General features: G+C 64.4%; 15 protein-coding genes. 8 read left to right on the top strand and 7 right to left on the bottom strand.

Annotated elements, in window-relative coordinates:
• Window position 1 precedes the first annotated feature (1 nt).
• The 5 genes from AC22G6_RS19895 to AC22G6_RS19875 form a co-directional block, all read right to left on the bottom strand.
• On the bottom strand, window positions 2–2,212 hold the full coding sequence (locus AC22G6_RS19895) for a DUF802 domain-containing protein (protein ID WP_487368205.1): 2,211 nt from the start codon (window positions 2,210–2,212) through the stop codon (window positions 2–4).
• Between the two features lie 2 nt (window positions 2,213–2,214).
• On the bottom strand, window positions 2,215–2,982 hold the full coding sequence (locus AC22G6_RS19890) for a DUF3348 domain-containing protein (protein WP_487368204.1): 768 nt from the start codon (window positions 2,980–2,982) through the stop codon (window positions 2,215–2,217).
• Window positions 2,983–3,167: 185 nt separating this feature from the next.
• On the bottom strand, window positions 3,168–4,346 hold the full coding sequence (locus AC22G6_RS19885) for an MFS transporter (RefSeq protein WP_487368203.1): 1,179 nt from the start codon (window positions 4,344–4,346) through the stop codon (window positions 3,168–3,170).
• Between the two features lie 151 nt (window positions 4,347–4,497).
• Window positions 4,498–5,490, bottom strand: coding sequence for an endonuclease/exonuclease/phosphatase family protein (locus tag AC22G6_RS19880; RefSeq protein WP_108947714.1), 993 nt, complete (start codon window positions 5,488–5,490; stop codon window positions 4,498–4,500).
• 24 nt (window positions 5,491–5,514) lie between these two features.
• Window positions 5,515–6,375: an SIR2 family NAD-dependent protein deacylase gene (locus AC22G6_RS19875; protein WP_487368202.1), complete on the bottom strand. Its 861-nt coding sequence runs from the start codon at window positions 6,373–6,375 to the stop codon at window positions 5,515–5,517.
• 372 nt (window positions 6,376–6,747) lie between these two features.
• Here AC22G6_RS19875 and AC22G6_RS19870 point away from each other — a divergent pair, with 372 nt between their 5' ends.
• From AC22G6_RS19870 to AC22G6_RS19850, 5 genes are all read left to right on the top strand, one after another.
• Window positions 6,748–8,295, top strand: a complete 1,548-nt coding sequence (locus tag AC22G6_RS19870) for an SLC13 family permease (protein WP_487368201.1) — start codon at window positions 6,748–6,750, stop codon at window positions 8,293–8,295.
• A gap of 77 nt (window positions 8,296–8,372) precedes the next feature.
• Window positions 8,373–9,161, top strand: coding sequence for an ABC transporter ATP-binding protein (locus AC22G6_RS19865; protein WP_487368200.1), 789 nt, complete (start codon window positions 8,373–8,375; stop codon window positions 9,159–9,161).
• Window positions 9,145–11,658: an ABC transporter permease gene (locus AC22G6_RS19860; RefSeq protein WP_487368199.1), complete on the top strand. Its 2,514-nt coding sequence runs from the start codon at window positions 9,145–9,147 to the stop codon at window positions 11,656–11,658. Before AC22G6_RS19865 ends, AC22G6_RS19860 begins: the two co-directional genes overlap by 17 nt.
• Window positions 11,659–12,092: 434 nt before the next feature.
• On the top strand, window positions 12,093–13,412 hold the full coding sequence (locus tag AC22G6_RS19855; RefSeq protein ID WP_487368198.1) for a permease: 1,320 nt from the start codon (window positions 12,093–12,095) through the stop codon (window positions 13,410–13,412).
• Between the two features lie 39 nt (window positions 13,413–13,451).
• Complete coding sequence (locus AC22G6_RS19850; RefSeq protein ID WP_487368197.1) at window positions 13,452–13,682, top strand: thioredoxin family protein; 231 nt, start codon at window positions 13,452–13,454, stop codon at window positions 13,680–13,682.
• Between the two features lie 242 nt (window positions 13,683–13,924).
• Here AC22G6_RS19850 and AC22G6_RS19845 read toward each other — a convergent pair whose 3' ends face one another.
• Together AC22G6_RS19845 and AC22G6_RS19840 are read right to left on the bottom strand one after the other, a co-directional pair.
• Window positions 13,925–14,071 carry a hypothetical protein gene (locus tag AC22G6_RS19845; RefSeq protein ID WP_487368196.1) on the bottom strand — a complete coding sequence of 49 codons (147 nt, stop codon included), beginning with the start codon at window positions 14,069–14,071 and terminating at the stop codon, window positions 13,925–13,927.
• A gap of 328 nt (window positions 14,072–14,399) precedes the next feature.
• Window positions 14,400–15,326 carry a LysR family transcriptional regulator gene (locus AC22G6_RS19840; protein ID WP_487368195.1) on the bottom strand — a complete coding sequence of 309 codons (927 nt, stop codon included), beginning with the start codon at window positions 15,324–15,326 and terminating at the stop codon, window positions 14,400–14,402.
• Between the two features lie 143 nt (window positions 15,327–15,469).
• Between AC22G6_RS19840 and AC22G6_RS19835 the strand changes: the two genes are divergently transcribed.
• Genes AC22G6_RS19835 through maiA form a run of 3 tightly spaced genes read left to right on the top strand, consistent with a single transcriptional unit; the run spans window position 15,470 to window position 17,677 of the window.
• Complete coding sequence (locus AC22G6_RS19835) at window positions 15,470–16,021, top strand: VOC family protein (RefSeq protein ID WP_487368194.1); 552 nt, start codon at window positions 15,470–15,472, stop codon at window positions 16,019–16,021.
• Window positions 16,018–17,028: a fumarylacetoacetate hydrolase family protein gene (locus AC22G6_RS19830; RefSeq protein ID WP_487368193.1), complete on the top strand. Its 1,011-nt coding sequence runs from the start codon at window positions 16,018–16,020 to the stop codon at window positions 17,026–17,028. Before AC22G6_RS19835 ends, AC22G6_RS19830 begins: the two co-directional genes overlap by 4 nt.
• A 4-nt stretch (window positions 17,029–17,032) precedes the next feature.
• Window positions 17,033–17,677: a maleylacetoacetate isomerase gene (gene maiA / locus AC22G6_RS19825; RefSeq protein ID WP_487368192.1), complete on the top strand. Its 645-nt coding sequence runs from the start codon at window positions 17,033–17,035 to the stop codon at window positions 17,675–17,677.
• Window positions 17,678–17,876: the final 199 nt, after the last annotated feature.

The raw sequence follows: 17,876 nt of genomic DNA, 5'->3' as shown, positions 1-17,876 counted from the left end.
GTCAGCCCTCTGCCGCGAGCGAGGGCTGCTTGCCGGACAGCTGTTGCAGGTCGTCGACGATCTGCTTCTGCGACATGATGCTCAGGTCGATGATCTCCCGCGCCTGGGCGACGTAATAGGCAAGCTGCTCGTCACTTCGGGCCACGGACTTGTTGAGCGAGCCCTCGATGCGCTGCAGCGTTGTCATCAGCTTGTCGTTGGATTCGCTGAACAGCTGGACCGCGAGCCCGAAGGCTTCGCTCAGGCTTGCGACCTCGACCGCACCACCGGTGATCTGGCTGGCGACCTCACCCATCTTCGCCGACTCCGTTTCGATGCTTTCGGTGAGCCGGGCGCCGACGCGCTCCAGCATGGCGGCGGACGTGCCCACCAGGGCGTCGATCGCGGTGCGCTGTTCGGTGGAGGCGTGGTTGATGGCGTCGAGCAGGCCGCCCAGGGTTTCCATGATGCGGCTGCGTTCGGCCAGCAGCGCGTTGTCGCGCGCCATGCTGGCGGAGAGTTCCTGCCGCAGTTCGCCGATGACTTCGGCGGCGACGCGCGGGGCTTCTGCTGCGGTATGCATCAGGCGCGCGACTTCATCGATGGTGCCGGTCGCCTGCGCTTTTGCTTCGGCGCTGATGTTGCGGGCGGTTTCGCCCAGGGTGGTGCAGATCTGTTCCTGCTGGGCGAGTGTCCGCTCGCCTGCCTGCCGCCATTCCTGCTGCAGCGCGGCCGCCATGGTCTCCATTGCGCGGGTCTGTGCTGCCAGCCGGGCATCGTCTTTTGCGGCCAGATCCGCCTGCAGCGCCGAGGCGCTTTCGCCGAGTGAGGCGAGCAGGGTGGACGAGCGACTGGCGAAGGTGTCGGCGAAGGCTTCCAGCGCAGTGTGCATTGTTGCGGTGAGCTTCTCGCTGGCGTCTTCATGGCGCGAGAGTGCCGTCGTCCAGGTGTCGGCCACGGTTGTCACGGTGGCGTCGAACCGGCTCGAGAGTCCGTCGAGCTGGGTCTCGACTGCGGTGGCCAGTCGGGCGTGCAGGGCGCCTGTTTCCTGTGCCATCGCGGCCGTCGTGGTGGCGAGCTCGCTGCGCAGCCCGGTGTGGGCCTGTTCCACCGATTCGAGCATGGCGCCCGAGCGCTGGGCGAAGGTGTCGGTATAGGCTGTCAGCGCCTGTTGCAGGCTGGCGCTGAAGCGCTCGCTGCTGCGTTCATGCTGGGCCAGTGCCGCCGTCCAGGTATCGGTCACGGTGCTCACCGTGGTGTCGAAACGCGCTGAAATGCCCTCCAGCTGCGTCCTGACCGCTTCGGCCACGCGTTCCTGCAGCGCGCTCGTTTCGCGCGCGATGCCGTCCATCGTTGCGGTGACGACCGGCTGGATGGTCTCGCCTGCAAGCCGGGCGCTCTCGGTCAGGCTGTGCTTGAGCGAGGTATCGACCGATGCGGCCAGGTCCGTGTACAGGCCCTTGGTCTCGATGTGGAAACGGGTCTGCTCGGCGAGCAGACGTTCGTTCGATGCGCTGCTGTTGCGCTCCATCTGCGTCATCATCGCCTGCAGCTTGTCTACAAGCTCAGGCAGAACCTCGGCCTGGCGTTGCATGGCCTTGAAGGTTTCCTGACGCTGGTGGGTAAGGGAGAAACCGCGCAGGACGGTGGCGATGCGGGTGTCGAGCAGTTGCGCCGCGTTAAGGCGCGCGCGCCGGCACAGCGCGGAGATCAGGCCCAGCATGGCCGACGCCGCGACACCGGCAACCGAGGTGCCGAACGCGATGCCGAGCCCCTTGACCGGCGCGGCGAGGGCGCTGCGGATGGTGTGCAGGTCGGTCGTGCTTTCGAGTGCGATCACCGCGCCGTTGAGGGTGACCACCATGCCGAGAAAGGTGCCGAGCATGCCCAGCAGGACGAGCAGACCCACCAGATAGGGGGCGATGGCCGGGCCGGGCATGCCGGCACGCTCACCTTCGATGCGCAGGCGCACCGGATTGCGCAGGGCGGCAGGCAGGCGGCCGATCCATTCATCGGGATGCGAGAGGTCCCCGGGAATGGCGTTCAATGCCTGTGTCAGCGCGGTCGTGGCGCGATGGAAGCGAAACAGCTCCAGGGCGCCAATCGCGTAGACAACACCGATCAGGGCCGTCATGGTCAGCGCCAGGGGACTGGAGCCGATGTATCCGGCACCGACCCAGGACACGGCGAGCAGGCCCACGACAAAGGCCGCCACGCAGATGGTTCTATTCATTGCTATCCCGTTACTTCGTTATGGAGTGCCTCGATCAGGCCGGAAACCGGCTGCAGTCGAGTGTCCAGTTCTGCCAGCAGTACGGCCTGCATTTCCCTGCAGAACACCGCAAGCCACTCGCCGGCTTCCATCCAGCGCGAGGGGTCGTCCTCCGCCTGCGCTTCGGCCTGTGCCGCCTGATGGGCCGCGTACAAGTGCTCGAAGCGCTTTGCCAGCAGGGAGGACACCGTCGACAGCAGGGTGCGTTCGCGCGTCGCCAGCGCCTGGTCGAGCACCGCATCCAGTGCGGCAAGGTGCTGGAGCGCGGGCGAGTGGCGCGACAGTGCCGCCCGGGCGCTGGTGCGCAAAGGGGCAATGCCTGCCTGCATGTCGCGCTGGTGCGCGAGGTAGTAGCGCCTGTAGGGCGAAAACTCGGCCGCACTTTCCACCGGTGCATTTGGCACCGGGGTCGGCAATTCTATGCGAGCCTTGCCTGGCCTGAACACGCCATCGGCGACAATCGAATCTGCCAGCGCGGCGCGCACGCGATCGAACTCTTCCCGCAGTGCGGCATACTCAGGCGACGCCGTGCCCGACCCTTGCACCGCGGCCCCCGACGTTCCGGGGTTGAGCACCGAGTACAGGGGAAGGGCGTCCTTGAAGTCCAGCCACTGGCCGACTCGTTCGGCGAAGGACTGCCGGGACTCCGGAACGTCCTCTGCGGCCAGGTCCGCAAGCGCACGAACCAGCCCTGAGCGAGTGAAACTTGTACGCGGCAACGCTTGCGTCATACCGGAAACCGACGCCAGACTGGCGAAAAAGGGGCAAGGCTACTACAAAGCGACGGGCAGGTGAGTGCCGGAGCCGGCGCACTTGCGACAGGTAACATCTCGCAAGCCCGGGTGCGCGGGCGTTGCGGCGGGTTCAGCGCGTGCGCATCAGCCGGCTGCCGCCGCGCGGTATCGCCGCGACATGCTCATGCTGGCTGTCGTGCCTCGCTGCGCTGGCGCAGTGCCAGCCATACGAGGGCTGCGCCGGTCAGTGCCACCGGAATCAGCGAGCCGACGTTCAGCAGGGTCCAGCCCTGGGTGGTGACCAGTGCGCCCGAGGCGAAGGAGGTCAGCGCCATCGTGGCGAACACGGCAAAGTTGATCGCGGCCTGTGCGCGGTCTTTTTCCTCGGGACGGTAGGCCTGCATTGCCAGGGTCGTGCCGCCTGTAAACAGGAAGTTCCATCCCACGCCGAGCATGAAGAGGCCGATGAGGAACTGATGCAGGTCCTGCCCGGACAGTGCGACGGCGATACATGCCGCGTTGAGCAGCACGCCCACCCCCATGATCTGCAGCACGCCAAAGCGCTTGATCAGGTGGCCGGTGAAAAAGCCGGGGGCGAACATGCCGATGACGTGCCATTCCAGCACCAGTGCGGCATCCGAGAATGGCATGCCGCACACGTCCATGGCGAGCGGCGTCGCTGCCATCAGCAGGTTCATCACCCCATATCCGAGCGCTGCACCGATCGTCGATACGATGAACACCGGCTGGCGGATGATCTCGCGCAGCGGGCGCCCCTGGTCGCTGCCGGCGACCTTCACCGGCTCTGCCGGAAACCGGATCCGGGACATCACCGCCATCGAGATCACCGCGACAATCGCCAGCGCGAGGTAGGAGCCGAGAAAGGGCGTGTCCATGGTTTCACGTGTCTGACTGGCCAGATTGGGTCCGGCCACCGCACCGATCAGCCCGCCTGCCAGCACGAGCGACACGGCTTTCTCGCGAAACGACGGCGGCGCCAGTTCGGCGGCGGCAAAGCGGTAGAGCTGGCCATTGGCGCTGTAATAGCCGGCAATCACCGTTCCCGCCACCAGCAGCCAGAAACTGCGCATGTACAAGGCCACGGCGCACAGCAGCACGGTGAGCAGGGCTACCACGAGTCCGAGCTGGAACGACGCCTTGCGTCCCCAGCGCCGCTGGCTGCGCGCGACCAGCCCGGTCGACAGCGCAGCACCAACCACATAGCCCATTACCGGCAGTGTCGCCATCCACGCCAGCGGCGCCAGCGTCAGGCCAACTAGGCCGTTGATGGCAATGAAGACCACGTTGTTGGTCAGGAACAGGCCCTGGGCGATGGCCAGCAGCCAGAGATTCTTGTTCATCAGGAAACACTGTTGGAGATGCGGAAGCCGCGACTCTACCTCTTTATGGGCAACATGAGCGTCGCGGTGACGGTGGAGGCCTGCTGGTCTGCGTCAGGGGCTGAGTCAGTAATCGAGTCAGTCCAAGGTGGCCGCGTGTGCCGAGATCACGCTATTCCGCGTGTATTGCCTGCGCCCTGAGGCTCAGCACGGCGAATGCCGGCCGGTGGTCCGATCCGATGTCGGGACCCACGCCAGACTCGACGACCTGCCATGCGTCGTTGATCAGGATGTGGTCGATCGGGATCACCGGGAACACTGCAGGCCATGTTGGCCGCAGCCCTGTTGCACGCAGCAGCCCGGCGGGTTCGACCGCAGCCAATGCAGAGGACCACGGCGTTGAATTGAGATCGCCTGCGACAATGCTCGGGGCCGAGACATGCTGCGACCACTGGGCTTCTTCTGTCAGCATCTCCACGCGCCGCTGATGGTAGGTCGGACTGATGGGCGGCATGGGATGGATGGCCGAAATTCCGATGCGATGGCCCTGCCAAGAGATGAAGCTGCGATAGCGCAGCGGTTGCTGCAGGGATTCCAGCGCCTCGCTGCCCGTCAGCGGCGTTCGGGAGAGGATGGCGAGGCCGAACGGACCCTCGTCGGCGGTGACCAGCTGGTGCGGGTAGTCCTGCCATTGAGCGATCCGCCGGGCGCTCTCCTTGCTGACCTCCTGCAGCACGACCAAGTCAGCGCCGAGGTCGCCGATCCAGTGAGCGAGGTCATCGAGACGGGCCTGTCCGAGCTTGAGGTTTGCGGTGGCAATCGTCAGGGCCGGAGCTGAGCCGGGCATTGCGCTGTCGGCGCGTGTGGTCGCGCCAGACCATCCAATGCCGATCAGTCCGCTCGCCAGCAATACGAGCACGCCCGGTCGCCTTCGCAGCAGGATGGCCGCACAAACGCCTCCCGCGACGACATACAGCCATTGCCAGTGGGCAATGAGATCGACAAGCCATGCCAAGTAGCCGGACTCATCAGAGAGCAATCGGGTCAGCGGAGCGGATAACGCCCCCACGCTGCTCGCACCCAGTCCGAATGCCGCGGCGTCGAATCGCATCCGCATGCTGGCGCGAAGCCCGTGTCCGAGTCTGTTCAGTAGCGCAGCCATCATCGTGAGTTCGTCATGGTGAAGCCGTCATTGCGAATCGTCAGCGCAGGCGGGCAGGCCGCCGGGGTGGTACTGCGCACGGGTCGATCCCCATGCGGCAGCAACAAGTGCGGGCAGAATCTGGCCCGCAGCCCCAACGACGTTCCATGTTGCGTGTCCATCGAGATTCGTCGGCTGGGGATTGATCTGGATGAGCTGCGACCCGTGCGCCTTGGCAAGGTGGGGCAGGCCGGCGGCGGGGTAGACGAGTGACGATGTCCCGACGCTGATCAAGAGGTCGCAATTCTCTGCGGCCTCTTGGGCCTGGTAGAAAGCGCCCTCGGGCAGCGACTCTCCAAACCAGACCACGCCGGGTCTGATCAGCCCGCGGCAGCGGGTGCAGCGCGGTGGCGGAAGGCGCCGTCCGCCTTCGGGTTCGTTCGGCATTTCGTCGGGAAATGCATGCGATCGACCACATGTGGCGCAGCGGGGCTGATGAAGGCTGCCGTGGAGGTGAATCACCGTGTCGCTGCCCGCGCGCTCGTGCAGGTCATCCACGTTCTGCGTCACCAGGGTAAGTTGCGGCAGATGATCCGACATCCCGGCAATCGCCAGGTGCGCAGGATTCGGCTGTGCCTGAAGTGCGCGCATCCGCCGCCATTCGTACCAGCCCCATACCAACTCAGGGTCGCGCTCGAACGCTTCGGGCGTGGCGAGTTCTGCAGGATCGAATCTGGACCAGAGTCCCGTCATCGCATCGCGAAAAGTGGGGACACCACTTTCCGCGGAAACGCCCGCACCGGAGAGGAGGACGACGTGTCTTGCCTCACGCAGCGCGGCCACGAGCGCAGCCGGAAAGGCGTGCGCCGGGGGGTTGTCGATACCGGGCGTCGAGGAAAGGGGATTCACGCCATGCTCCGCTGTTTGCGAAGCCGAATTCTGACATTCGTTGTGGGTACATGACACCCGTCTGCGTGAGAATCGGGACGTCATTGGTGGTGCGCCCCGTTGCTGAGCTTGGCGGGAGTCTTTGAGCCGCGGGGCAACTCAGGCGTGCTGACCCCAAAGGTCTGTGTTTCACCATGGTTGATATCCGTCGAATGCAGAAGTCGCCGAGGGTCGGCAGAACGGCGCGGCCGATCGGCGCATATGGGGCTAACATGAAAGATCCACTGTTTTCGTGATCGCCGCTCTTGCCTTGTCTGCAGTCGATAGCCCCTGTTTCGCTGCGGGGCATGCGATTCGAAAGAATCGAAGATCGCACAGAAAGGAGAAATCGAAATGGCCACCGAGAAACCGGGCGTTCACGCCCATGACGAGGACGTCCTCGCACCGGGAGATCAGCGCAACCCCGAGTACAAGGAGCGTCCGCCGGTTTCGAACCATCCGCTGAACGGACTGCGCCTGGCGGGCCTGCTGGCCGGGCCGATCGTCGCCATCCTGCTGCTGCTCACTCCGGAACCCGAAGGCATGCCGGTCGAGGCATGGCGCCTGGTGGCGATGGCGGTGTGGATGGTGATCTGGTGGCTCAGCGAGTCGGTACCGATCCCGGCGACTGCGCTGCTCCCCATCGTGCTGATGCCACTGCTGGGCATCGACAAGATCGGCCCGGTGGCAGCCAATTACGGACACCCCCTGATCTACCTGTTCCTGGGCGGCTTTCTGCTTGCCGCGGGGATGCAGCGGGTGGGTCTGCACCGCAGAATCGCACTGAGGATCGTCGGCGTGGTCGGCTCGTCGCCGTCGCGAATCATCCTCGGCTTCATGATCGCGACGGCGTTTCTTTCGATGTGGATCTCGAATACCGCAACCACCATCATGATGTACGCCGTCGGCCTCTCGGTGATCGATTTCGTTGCCCGCAAGACCGATGATGAGGCCATGGTCCGCAACTTCGGCGTCGCGCTGATGCTCGCCATCGCCTACAGCGCCTCCATCGGCGGGGTGGGCACGCTGATCGGCACGCCCCCCAACGCGCTGCTGGCGAGCTTTCTGCAGAACACGTATAAGATCGAGATCAGCTTCTTCAGCTGGATGCTGATTGGTGTGCCGGTCGTGGCGGTGATGTTGCCGTTTGCGTGGCTCATCCTGACCCGTCTGCTGTTTCCCGCTCACCGTATCGCCATCGATGACCCCGGAAGCGTGGTCGAGAAGGAGCTTGCTGCGCTGGGCAGCATGTCGCGTGGCGAGAAGCTGGTCGGCATTGTCTTCCTGGGGGCGGCGGCCAGCTGGATACTCCGCGGCCCGCTGGCAAAGCTGACCGGCCTGCCGCTGGACGACACGATCATCGCGCTCACCGCCGCGCTGCTGCTCTTTGCGGTGCCGATTTCGCGCGCGCGGGGCGAGTTTGCGCTCGACTGGGAGGCGGCGCGAAACGTGCCATGGGGTGTCCTGCTGCTGTTCGGCGGCGGTCTGGCGCTGGCCAGCGGATTCGGCTCCACCGGGCTGGCAAAGTGGATCGGTGGTGCGGTGGCGGGGGTCGAGATCAGCACGATCATGCTCGTCCTGCTGGTGACGGTGGCCATCGTGTATCTGACGGAGATCACCTCCAATACCGCGTCGACGGCAACCTTCCTCCCGATCCTCGGCGCGGTGGCGGTGGGGCTCGGGCTCGATCCCCGGATCCTCACCGTTCCGGTGGCGCTGGCGGCGTCGATGGCCTTCATGATGCCGGTTGCCACACCGCCCAATGCGATCGTGTTCTCCTACGAGAAAATGAAGCTGAGCGATATGGTGCGGGCGGGCTTCCTGCTGAACCTGGTGGCCATCGCTGCGTCTTTCGGGCTCTTCGTTCTGCTGGGCGGCTTCGTTTTCGGCCTGAAATTCTGATCGTTGATGCCGCTGCCGGAGGCGCCGTCTGCAGCGGGCGCTCCGGCAGCGGCCGGCGAGCGCGGTGGGGCGGGGTGATGAACTTCGCACGCGCCGGTTTTGCTGCGCTGCCGAACTTCCTTGGCGTCCCGCAGTCATCCCACTTCAACGGCAACAAGGGTCGCCTCATGATTCGTCTGAACCGGCTCAGCATGCACTACGCGCTGGGCAGCACGCGCATCGACATTCTTCGTGATGTCGATCTCCACATCCGTGCCGGTGAGCGGGTCGCGATCGCAGGTCCGTCCGGCACCGGCAAGACCTCGCTGCTGCTCCTGCTCGCCGGCCTGGAGCGACCGGCTTCGGGCTCGGTCGTCTTCGACGGCCGATCGCTCGACGGTCTCGATCGCGATCAGCTCGCCGACCTGCGCCGGGATCACCTGGGCATCGTGTTCCAGTCCTTCCATCTGGTGCCCAGCCTCACGGCGCTCGACAATGCCGCCCTGCCGCTGGAGATCGCCGGGCGGCGCGACGCACGCGAGCGCGCGCGGGCGATGCTCGACAAGGTCGGCCTGGGTGCGCGGCTGGACCATTACCCGGGACAGCTCTCCGGTGGTGAGCAGCAGCGGGTGGCCATCGCCCGCGCCCTGGTGCATGAACCCAAGCTGGTGCTGGCAGACGAGCCGACGGGCAATCTCGATGGCCGCACCGGTGCGGACATTGGCGAGCTGCTCCTTAATCTGAACGCCGAAACCAACACCACGCTGGTGCTGGTAACCCACGACATGAGCTTTGCCTCCCGTTGCGACCGCCTGCTGCGACTTTCCGGCGGCCGCCTCAGCGAGGGCAACGCGGCCCCGGAGACCGGCGATGCGCAGCCTGCTTAGTCTTGCCTGGCGTGATCTGCGCGGCGGGGGGCGCACGCTGTGGGTGTTCTGTGCCTGCCTGAGCCTGGGCGTGGCCTTGATTGCCGCCAGCGGCGGCCTGTACCGGCAGGTCAGCGCGAGCCTTCTTGCCGACACGCGGGCGCTGTTCGGGGGGGACCTCGAGGTGCGTGTGCGCGCCCCGCTCGACGACGACATGCTCGAATGGATGCGGGCGCGCGGGGCGGTCTCGCGCCTGATCGAATTCCGCACCATGCTGATCACCGGGAATGGTGACGCCCAACTCGTCGAACTGCAGAGCGTTGATGATGCCTACCCCTTGTACGGCACGCTGCGCTTCGCCCCCGAGCGTTCGCTGGAGGAGGCGACTGCTGAACGCGACGGGCACCACGGCGTGGTGCTCGACCGTGTGCTGGCGGACCGGCTTGGCCTGGCGCCGGGAGACCGGATCGAGCTCGGCAATGCGAGCCTGGACGTGCGCGCCCTGATCGTGCGCCAACCCGACCGCAGTCTGCGTGCGGACTGGAGTGGGCCGCCGGTGCTGATCTCTGCCGCAGCCCTGGATGCCACCGGTCTGCTGCAGCCTGGAAGCAGGCCCGCCTATCGCTACCGTGTGCGCACGGACGAGGTGCCGGACACGTGGCGGATCGCCTTTCTCGACGCCTTCCCGGACAGTGAGGCCGAAGTGCGCACCTTCATCGAGCGCAATGCGCGCCTGGGCGAAGTTCTCGGTCAGATTGGTTCGGGCGTGCTGCTGATCGGCTTCAGCGCGCTGTTCATTGGTGGGCTGGGCGTGTTCAACAGCGTGCAGGCCTACCTGCAGGGCAAGCTCGGCACCCTGGCCACGCTGCGTGCGCTCGGCCTGCGCGATGGCCGGCTCGCGGCGGTCTATCTGCTGCAGGTCCTGATTCTGGGTGGCGCTTCTGCCGTGATCGGGGCACTGCTTGGCGGCGTCCTCGCGCTTGTCGGCACCGGCGTGGTGGCCGAGCGCCTGCCGCTGGCCGATGACTGGACCATGCTCATCGGTTCGTCGCTGATGGCCGTGCTGTTCGGTGTGGTCATCGCGCTGTTGTTCGCCTTGCCCGCGCTTGGGCGCGCGCTCACGGTGAATCCGGCTGCGCTCTTTCGCGGCGTACTCGGCGTGGTCACCCACACGCCTGCGCGCGCATGGTGGCTGACGGCGGGCTGTGCGCTGGTCGCCGCCGCGCTGCTGCTGGTGGCGATGCCCGACCCTTTGCTCGGCGTCGCCTTCATCGCTGCGCTCTTGCTGGTCCTGGCGCTGCTCGAGGGCGGGGTGCGTCTGCTGCGCATGCTCGCACGGCGCCTGGCCGGGCATCCGGCGCTGGCTGGCCGCTTTACGTTGCGCATCGCGCTGTCCGGCCTGTACCGGCCGGACTCTCCGCTTCGCCCCACGCTGCTGTCGCTTGGGTCGGCATTGACCTTGCTCGTGGCCTCCACGCTGGTCGTCCATGCCTTGCTGCTGACCATCGAGGAGACCGTGCCCGAGCGGGCCCCGGCGCTGGTGTTCTACGACATCGGCGCGGCACAGAAGGACGAGTTCCGCGCGCTCGTCGAAGCCTCGCCCAGTCTGAGTCAGCTAGACCTCGCCCCGCTGGTGCTGGGTCGTCTGGCCGGCGTCGGCGACGAGGCGCTGCGCGACAGCACGGACGCCCGGCGCCGCCTCGAAGCCAGCGACGAGCAGAAGATGAGTACGCTGCAGAACAACTTCGACCAGGTCGTCGTCACGCGCGGCAACTGGTGGCCGGACGACTATCGCGGACCCGCCCTGGTCGCCATGGAGGACCGCGAGGCCGACCAGCTCGGGCTGAAGGTCGGCGACACGCTGCAGTTCGACATCATGGGCGAGCGCGTGAGCGCGAAGCTGGCCGCGATCTATGCGCAGAAGCGCTTCCAGTCGCGCCTGTGGCTGGAGGCGATCTTCTCCGACGGTGTGCTGGACCCCTTCATCACGCGTTACGTGGGCATGGCCTACATGGACGCGGGCGAGGCGGTCGCCGCCCAGAACCGGATTGCCGCAGCAGAGCCGAGCGTCGTTACGGTGCGCACCGCGATGCTGCTCGATGAGGCGCGCGCCATCCTCACCCGGGCCGCCGCGGCCCTGAGCGCGGTCGGCGGCGTCACCTTGCTGGCAAGCCTGCTGGTGCTGGTCAGTGTGGTTGCGGCGAGCCGGGTACGGCAGATCTACCTGGCGACCCTGCTGCATACCTTGGGCGCCCGCGTCGGCGCGATCCGTGCTGCGCTGCATCTGGAGTACCTGCTGCTGGCGCTCGTGACCACGGTGTTTGCGACCGCCGTCGGCAGTGCGTTGGCGGGGCTGTTGCTGCACTACCGACTGCAACTCGATACCGCGCTCGGCTGGTGGATCGGGGGGCTGGTGGCCGCTGTGGTCAGCACCGCCGCCCTGAGCCTGGGGGCGCATCACCTCATGCGGCAACTTCGCCTGTCGCCGGCGGTGCTTCTGCGCGGCTTCGGCGCGTAGGGGAGGGCGCTGTCGCGCTCGAGGGGGGCGGGCGCGGCACTGAAAGGTGGGCGCTGCGCAACGCACCCGGCTCCGATGCGTCAGTCACCCCCCCGCAGATGTCATCTCATGCGGTCCAACGCATTGCCTCTACCGCTCAAACTGTCCGGCGCCCCTGGCGCGAACAAGGGGGCTGCACGAAGCCGATCCTGAAGGGTTATGCATTATGCAATGCGTGCAATCTCAAGGTCCGGTTGTTCAGTGCTGCCTGCAGGATCGAACGTGACGCCTGCATGATGAGGATTCTCCCGTCGTGCACCTGGACAAGTGACTGAGGATGATCGGGCAGTGCGGTCTGGCAGCTCGACCCGAAAATTTGCTGCATCCTTTGGCGAGTGTGTTCGTCTCCATCAGTGAGACGATTCAAACTGATGGCCCAGTCAAGGAGTTCTGAGATGACCACGCGATTGCGAGAGCTGTACGCCAGCAATACTCGTGAAGGCAACCTGCTTTTTTTCATGCTGGCGGCTTTTCTGCTGATCTACTTTGTTCCCGCCGGAACGACCCGCTTCGACAATGCTGTCCTTGAGGCGGTTCGACTTACAAACTGGTACGCCAGAGAGCACGTCATTCTGTGCTTGCTGCCTGCCTTCCTGATTGCCGGTGCGATGTCGGCGTATATCAGTCAGGGGGCGGTCATGCGTTACCTGGGGCCCGAGGCCTCGAAGCCGGTGGCGTTTGGCGTGGCATCGGTTTCGGGCACGCTGCTTGCGGTCTGTTCGTGCACGGTCCTGCCCCTGTTCGGTGGCATCTACAAGCGTGGCGCGGGGTTGGGGGCGGCGATTGCATTCCTTTATTCAGGACCCGCCATCAATATCATGGCTGTCGTCGTCACCGCCAAGGTGTTGGGGGCAGAGATGGGTATTGCCCGTGCGGTCGGGGCCATCCTGTTTGCACTGGTCATTGGCACGATCATGCACCTGATCTATCGCAAGGAAGAGGCGCAGCGAACGGTCAAGAACGGTCGCGGATTTGGTGGCGATGAAGCAGACAAGCCCATGAGTGTGATTGCGATCTTTTTCGCACTGATGGTCGGGGTGCTGGTCTTTGCCAACTGGGCCGCTGCCGACAGCGAAACCTGGATGCAGATTTACGCATGGAAGTGGGAGATTACGGCACTGCTCTCCGCGGCCCTCGCCGGTCTGCTGATCTGGCGCTGGCACTGGCCTGTCAATCAGTTGCTGATGCTCACTGCCGCAGTGGTGATTGCGGCTGTGATCGTGCCGAGCGCACCAGAGCTGCCCTTTGCCATCGGTATTGCGGGTCTGATGATCATTTCGGCACTGCGCGAGCAGGATCGCGAGTGGTCGGTACAGAGCTGGGACTTTGCCAAGCAGATTCTGCCGCTGCTGCTGGGCGGGGTATTCGTTGCCGGTTTCGCGCTCGGCCGTCCCGGTCACGAGGGCATCATCCCTTCGGAATGGGTCGCGGCGGCAGTGGGCGACAACACACTGAGTTCCACCATCATCGCCTCGGTCCTGGGCGCGCTGATGTACTTCTCGACCCTGACCGAAGTCCCTATTGTTGACGCACTGATGGGGTCGGGCATGGGCAAGGGGCCGGCGCTGGCGCTCCTGCTGGCAGGGCCCGCGCTGTCTTTGCCGAACATGCTGGTGATCCGCACCATTCTTGGTACGGAGAAAACAGCAGTCTATTGTGCGTTGGTCGTGGTGATGGCCACCATCACCGGCTTCGTTTATGGCAACTGGTCCTGACTCCTTCAACCAGATGTATGGCAACAGTGAGGAAATGAAATGAAATTCACGATCTACGGCAGCGGCTGTGCCAAATGCAAACAGCTGACGGCAAATGCAGAAGAAGCGGCAAATGCGGAAGGGCTTGAATACGAGGTCGAGAAAGTGACCGATACCAATGCCATCATCGATGCCGGCATCATGCGCACTCCGGCACTGGCGATCGATGGCGAGATCGTCATTGAGGGCAAGGTCGCCACTGCAGCCGAGGTCCAGCAGTTACTGGCTTGAGCTTCAAGGGCCGGGTACAAGTCTGATTTGAGTGTGCCCCTGTCGTTGCTCTCTGTTTGGTGCAACGACAGGGGCACACCGCGTCTTCGCCACAGCACCGGGGTGGAATTCATCAACCTCATCCAATGAAGCGATCCCGGCGGAGGTGAACACCGCCCCGATGGAGTGGCCGTGCAGGAGAGAGCCTGCCTTGTGGCAGGCGGCCGGAATCAATCAGCTGTACCCCCCTTGTCGAGGGCATCTCATTCGGGTTTGCCGACCAGGCGCTTACGCTCGGCAAACGGCGTGACCAGGCCGCTGGTTTCGAGGAGCTGTTTCTCGTCGAGCAGCACGGTCAGTGCCTTCCGCATGCCGATCACGGCACCCTGCAGCGCTGCCGGAGCACCCATTCGCCACCCTGGAACCGTGGATGGGTACCATCCCCTTACTGAGCACGGGCCTTGAATGCGTCAGGACGGAGCCGACCCCGCACGTCCTTGCGTCAAGCCTGAAGCGGGTAATGCATCTGATGAGCAGCGGGAGCAGGCATTGCCTGAAAGTACAGCATGGGTCTGTGCATGTCGTTTCCATGCTCCCAGGAGCTCATTGATCTTTGCCAGTAAATTCATGCTTAGCATGAAGGCATGTTGAGTCCATTTGGATGGCGCATATGGACTTCCAGGCAAGGAGCCGCATCTGATTTTTCAAGGGCGTGGCGTTCGTACGCATGCACGGTGACTATGCGCTGTTCGATTTCGTTGCAGCGAGGCTTTCGTGCTCTTCGACATATCGTGACAGATGATCCCGAAAAGCCTCTGCTGCGGGCGATAGCGAACGGCCGTTGCGGGTGAATATGTAGAAACGCCGGAAGACTTCTGGTGCGACGAGCGGACACATGCTCAAGTCATAGAGTCGTACAAGCGAAGCTGCGTAGGGGATGCAGATTGTCGCGCCGAGCCCGACCGATACCATGCTGAGCGCGGTCGACATGAAGGTCACGGTCGCGTTCGGGTTGAGATCGAGTTCGCGCATTGCGTTGTGAAGATCGATCGAAAGCCGCTCGGTGAACTGGCCCTGCAGTGTTATCAGCGGGGTGTTGGCAAGTTCGGCCCACCTCACCGACTCGGCGTTCGCCAATGGATGCTCGCGGTGGAAAACCGCATGGAACGGCAACTCGAAGAGTAGCGCTGCGTCGATATCGGAATTCTGGTCCCGCTCCGGGCCGACACCCAGGTCCACTTCCCCCGAAAAGACCCGCGAGCTCACGCTCTCGACCGCACAGTCGGTGAGTCGGATCGTGATGTTCGGAAAATCGCGCTCAAACGCAGCGATTACTTCCGGCAGCAGGGTGCAGGCCATCAACTGTGGCGCCGCGATACGCACAACGCCCCGTTTCAGCGCCTTCATGTTTGCGACCTCGTCGAGCGCGCCGTCGAGGTCTACGAGGATCTTCTCGATGAGCGGGTAGATTCCGCGGCCGACCTCTGACAGCTGGATGCGCCGTGTACTGCGATCGAACAGACGAACGCCAAGCACCTGCTCCAGTTCCTTGATGAGCCCGCTGAGGGCCGACTGGGTGATGAAGAGGGTCTCAGCCGCGAGCGTGAAGCTTCCGGTCCGGGTGACGGCGAGGAAGGCGCGGAGCTGCCGCAAGGTTACATTCATTCGATCATCCGATAAGTCGATCTGAAAAAGCTGTTGGAATGATAAAGCGTTTTCCCATCTAATAGCGCTAAGACTTATGCGGCAATAAACGCAACGCATCGGCCCCTTGCTGTGGGGCGGTTTACAAGAGAGAGGAGGCTGGAATGACCCCGATCGTGAAGAAGGTCCACCACGTGGCGTATCGCTGCAAGGATGCGCTCGAGACCGCACGCTGGTACGAGAAGCACCTGTACATGAAGCTGGTCCTGGCCATCGCCGAAGATGCCGTGCCCTCAACCGGCGAGACGGATCCCTACATGCACATTTTCATGGACGCAGGCATGGGCAACGTGCTTGCTTTCTTCGAGCTGCCCACCCGTGCGCCAATGGGGCGGGACGAGAACACGCCGGCGTGGACACAACACCTCGCCCTGGAGGTGGACTCGATGGAGACGCTGCTCGCCACCAAGGCGCGCCTTGAGTCCGAGGGTATCAAGGTCATCGGCCCCACCGACCACGCGCTGTTCAAGTCGATCTACTTCTTCGACCCCAGTGGTCACCGCCTTGAGCTGGCCTGCAATACCAACCTCCCCGGGATGCTGGAGGCGCTCGACAAGGTCAAGTGGGACATGCTTGAAGAATGGGCGCAGACCAAGAAGGCGCCCAAGCACGCAGCCTGGATGCACGACGGTAGCTATAAGGAGATGTTCAAATGAAACTCGCCACTCTCAAGCAAGGCGGCCGCGACGGCACGCTGGTCGTTGTCAGCCGTGACCTCGCCCGTTGCCTTCCGGTGCCGGCGGTTGCCCGCACGCTGCAGGCCGCACTCGACGACTGGCAGTCCTGCGAGCCGCAGCTGCGCGAGGTCTACGAGGCCTTGAACAGCGGCTCCGTCGAATCTCAACCCTTCGACCAGACCGCCTGCCATTCGCCGTTGCCGCGCGCCTACCAATGGGCCGACGGTTCTGCCTACATCAACCACGTCGAACTGGTGCGCAAGGCGCGCAACGCCGAGGTGCCTGCCTCGTTCTACTCGGATCCGCTGATGTACCAGGGTGGCTCGGACAGCTTCATCGGGCCGCGCGATGCGGTGGTGGCTGACGAGAGCTGGGGCATCGACTTCGAGGCCGAAGTGACCGTGGTTACAGGCGACGTACCGATGGGTGCCACGCCCGCGGAAGCCGCGAAGTCGATCCGCCTCGTGATGCTGGTGAACGACGTCAGCCTGCGTAACCTCATCCCCAACGAGCTCGCCAAGGGCTTTGGCTTTTTCCAGTCCAAGCCGGCTTCGGCCTTCAGCCCGGTGGCGGTCACGCCCGACGAGCTAGGTGAGGCCTGGAAGGACGCCAAGGTCCACCTTCCGCTGGTGGTGCACCTCAACGACAAGCTGTTCGGCAAGCCGGAAGCGGGCGTTGACATGACATTCGACTTCGGGCAACTCGTCGCCCATGTGGCGAAGACGCGTGAGCTTGAGGCTGGCTCGGTTATCGGCTCGGGCACGGTCTCGAACAAGCAGGGCGATCTGTGGGGCTCGTCGATCGAGCACGGTGGCGTGGGCTACTGCTGCCTTGCTGAGGTACGCACCTACGAGACGATCGAGCAGGGCAAGCCGGACACCCCCTTCATGCGCGGTGGCGACGTGGTGCGCATCGAGATGTTCGATCGCGAAGGCAACAACGTGTTCGGCACAATCGAGAACCAGGTGGCGGCATTCAAGGGCTGAAAGGATGAGGCTCTACACCTACTTCCGCAGTTCTGCGGCCTACCGTGTGCGGATCGCTCTCAATCTTAAGGGGCTGGCGTATGAGGCGGCACCGGTTCATCTGGTGCGCGATGGCGGGGAACATCGTCATCCCGAATATCTCGCGCTGAATCCGGCCGGGCTGGTGCCTGCGCTGGAGGATGCGGGGCAGGTGCTGACTCAGTCGCTCGCGATCATCGAGTATCTGGACGAGACCCATCCCGAGGTGCCGCTATTGCCCGCAGGCGCGCTCGATCGGGCGCGCGTGCGCGAGATCGCCCAGGCGATCGCATGCGATATCCACCCGGTCAACAACCTGAGGGTGCTGCAGTACCTTGGGCGGACGCTCGGCGCGACCGAAGCGCAACGTAATGCGTGGTACCGGCACTGGGTGGAGCTTGGCCTGAGCGCCGTTGAGGCCAGGCTCGCGCGCGACGAAGCCACCGCTGCGTTCTGTCATGGTGATCGACCGGGGCTCGCCGACTGTTGCCTGGTGCCCCAGGTATTCAATGCCCGGCGCTTCGACTGTGATCTCTCGGCGATGCCGACAGTGTGCGCCATCGTCGACCGGTGCGAGGCGCTGGAGGCGTTTCAGCGCGCGGCACCAATGGCGCAGGCCGACGCAGAGTGACGCCTGTCCGGACGTTCCTGTAACGGCAAGGTTCGGGGGGCGGCGAGGCAGCGCCTGCCCCGAATGGATTGCCATACAACAATGAGTCGCATACATGAAGATTGATCAACCCCTGTGGGTGCCTTCCGCCGAGCGCGTGTCGAACTCGAACGTGACCGCCTTCCGTCGAACAGCAGAAAAGCGCTGGAGCGTGTCGCTT

The organism is Parazoarcus sp. PS-13 R2A (assembly GCF_057621855.1).
This window is presented reverse-complemented; position numbering and strand designations above follow the sequence as displayed.

What these genes read in the sequence shown, in the direction of transcription:
- AC22G6_RS19890 (WP_487368204.1), bottom strand. Translation starts at nt 2,982, where the DNA reads ATGACGCAAGCGTTGCCGCGTACAAGTTTCACTCGCTCAGGGCTGGTT.
- AC22G6_RS19865 (WP_487368200.1), top strand. Translation starts at nt 8,373, where the DNA reads ATGAACTTCGCACGCGCCGGTTTTGCTGCGCTGCCGAACTTCCTTGGC.
- AC22G6_RS19840 (WP_487368195.1), bottom strand. Translation starts at nt 15,326, where the DNA reads ATGAATGTAACCTTGCGGCAGCTCCGCGCCTTCCTCGCCGTCACCCGG.
- AC22G6_RS19885 (WP_487368203.1), bottom strand. Translation starts at nt 4,346, where the DNA reads ATGAACAAGAATCTCTGGCTGCTGGCCATCGCCCAGGGCCTGTTCCTG.
- AC22G6_RS19835 (WP_487368194.1), top strand. Translation starts at nt 15,470, where the DNA reads ATGACCCCGATCGTGAAGAAGGTCCACCACGTGGCGTATCGCTGCAAG.
- AC22G6_RS19850 (WP_487368197.1), top strand. Translation starts at nt 13,452, where the DNA reads ATGAAATTCACGATCTACGGCAGCGGCTGTGCCAAATGCAAACAGCTG.
- AC22G6_RS19870 (WP_487368201.1), top strand. Translation starts at nt 6,748, where the DNA reads ATGGCCACCGAGAAACCGGGCGTTCACGCCCATGACGAGGACGTCCTC.
- AC22G6_RS19830 (WP_487368193.1), top strand. Translation starts at nt 16,018, where the DNA reads ATGAAACTCGCCACTCTCAAGCAAGGCGGCCGCGACGGCACGCTGGTC.
- maiA (WP_487368192.1), top strand. Translation starts at nt 17,033, where the DNA reads ATGAGGCTCTACACCTACTTCCGCAGTTCTGCGGCCTACCGTGTGCGG.
- AC22G6_RS19855 (WP_487368198.1), top strand. Translation starts at nt 12,093, where the DNA reads ATGACCACGCGATTGCGAGAGCTGTACGCCAGCAATACTCGTGAAGGC.
- AC22G6_RS19895 (WP_487368205.1), bottom strand. Translation starts at nt 2,212, where the DNA reads ATGAATAGAACCATCTGCGTGGCGGCCTTTGTCGTGGGCCTGCTCGCC.
- AC22G6_RS19845 (WP_487368196.1), bottom strand. Translation starts at nt 14,071, where the DNA reads ATGGGTGCTCCGGCAGCGCTGCAGGGTGCCGTGATCGGCATGCGGAAG.
- AC22G6_RS19880 (WP_108947714.1), bottom strand. Translation starts at nt 5,490, where the DNA reads ATGATGGCTGCGCTACTGAACAGACTCGGACACGGGCTTCGCGCCAGC.
- AC22G6_RS19860 (WP_487368199.1), top strand. Translation starts at nt 9,145, where the DNA reads ATGCGCAGCCTGCTTAGTCTTGCCTGGCGTGATCTGCGCGGCGGGGGG.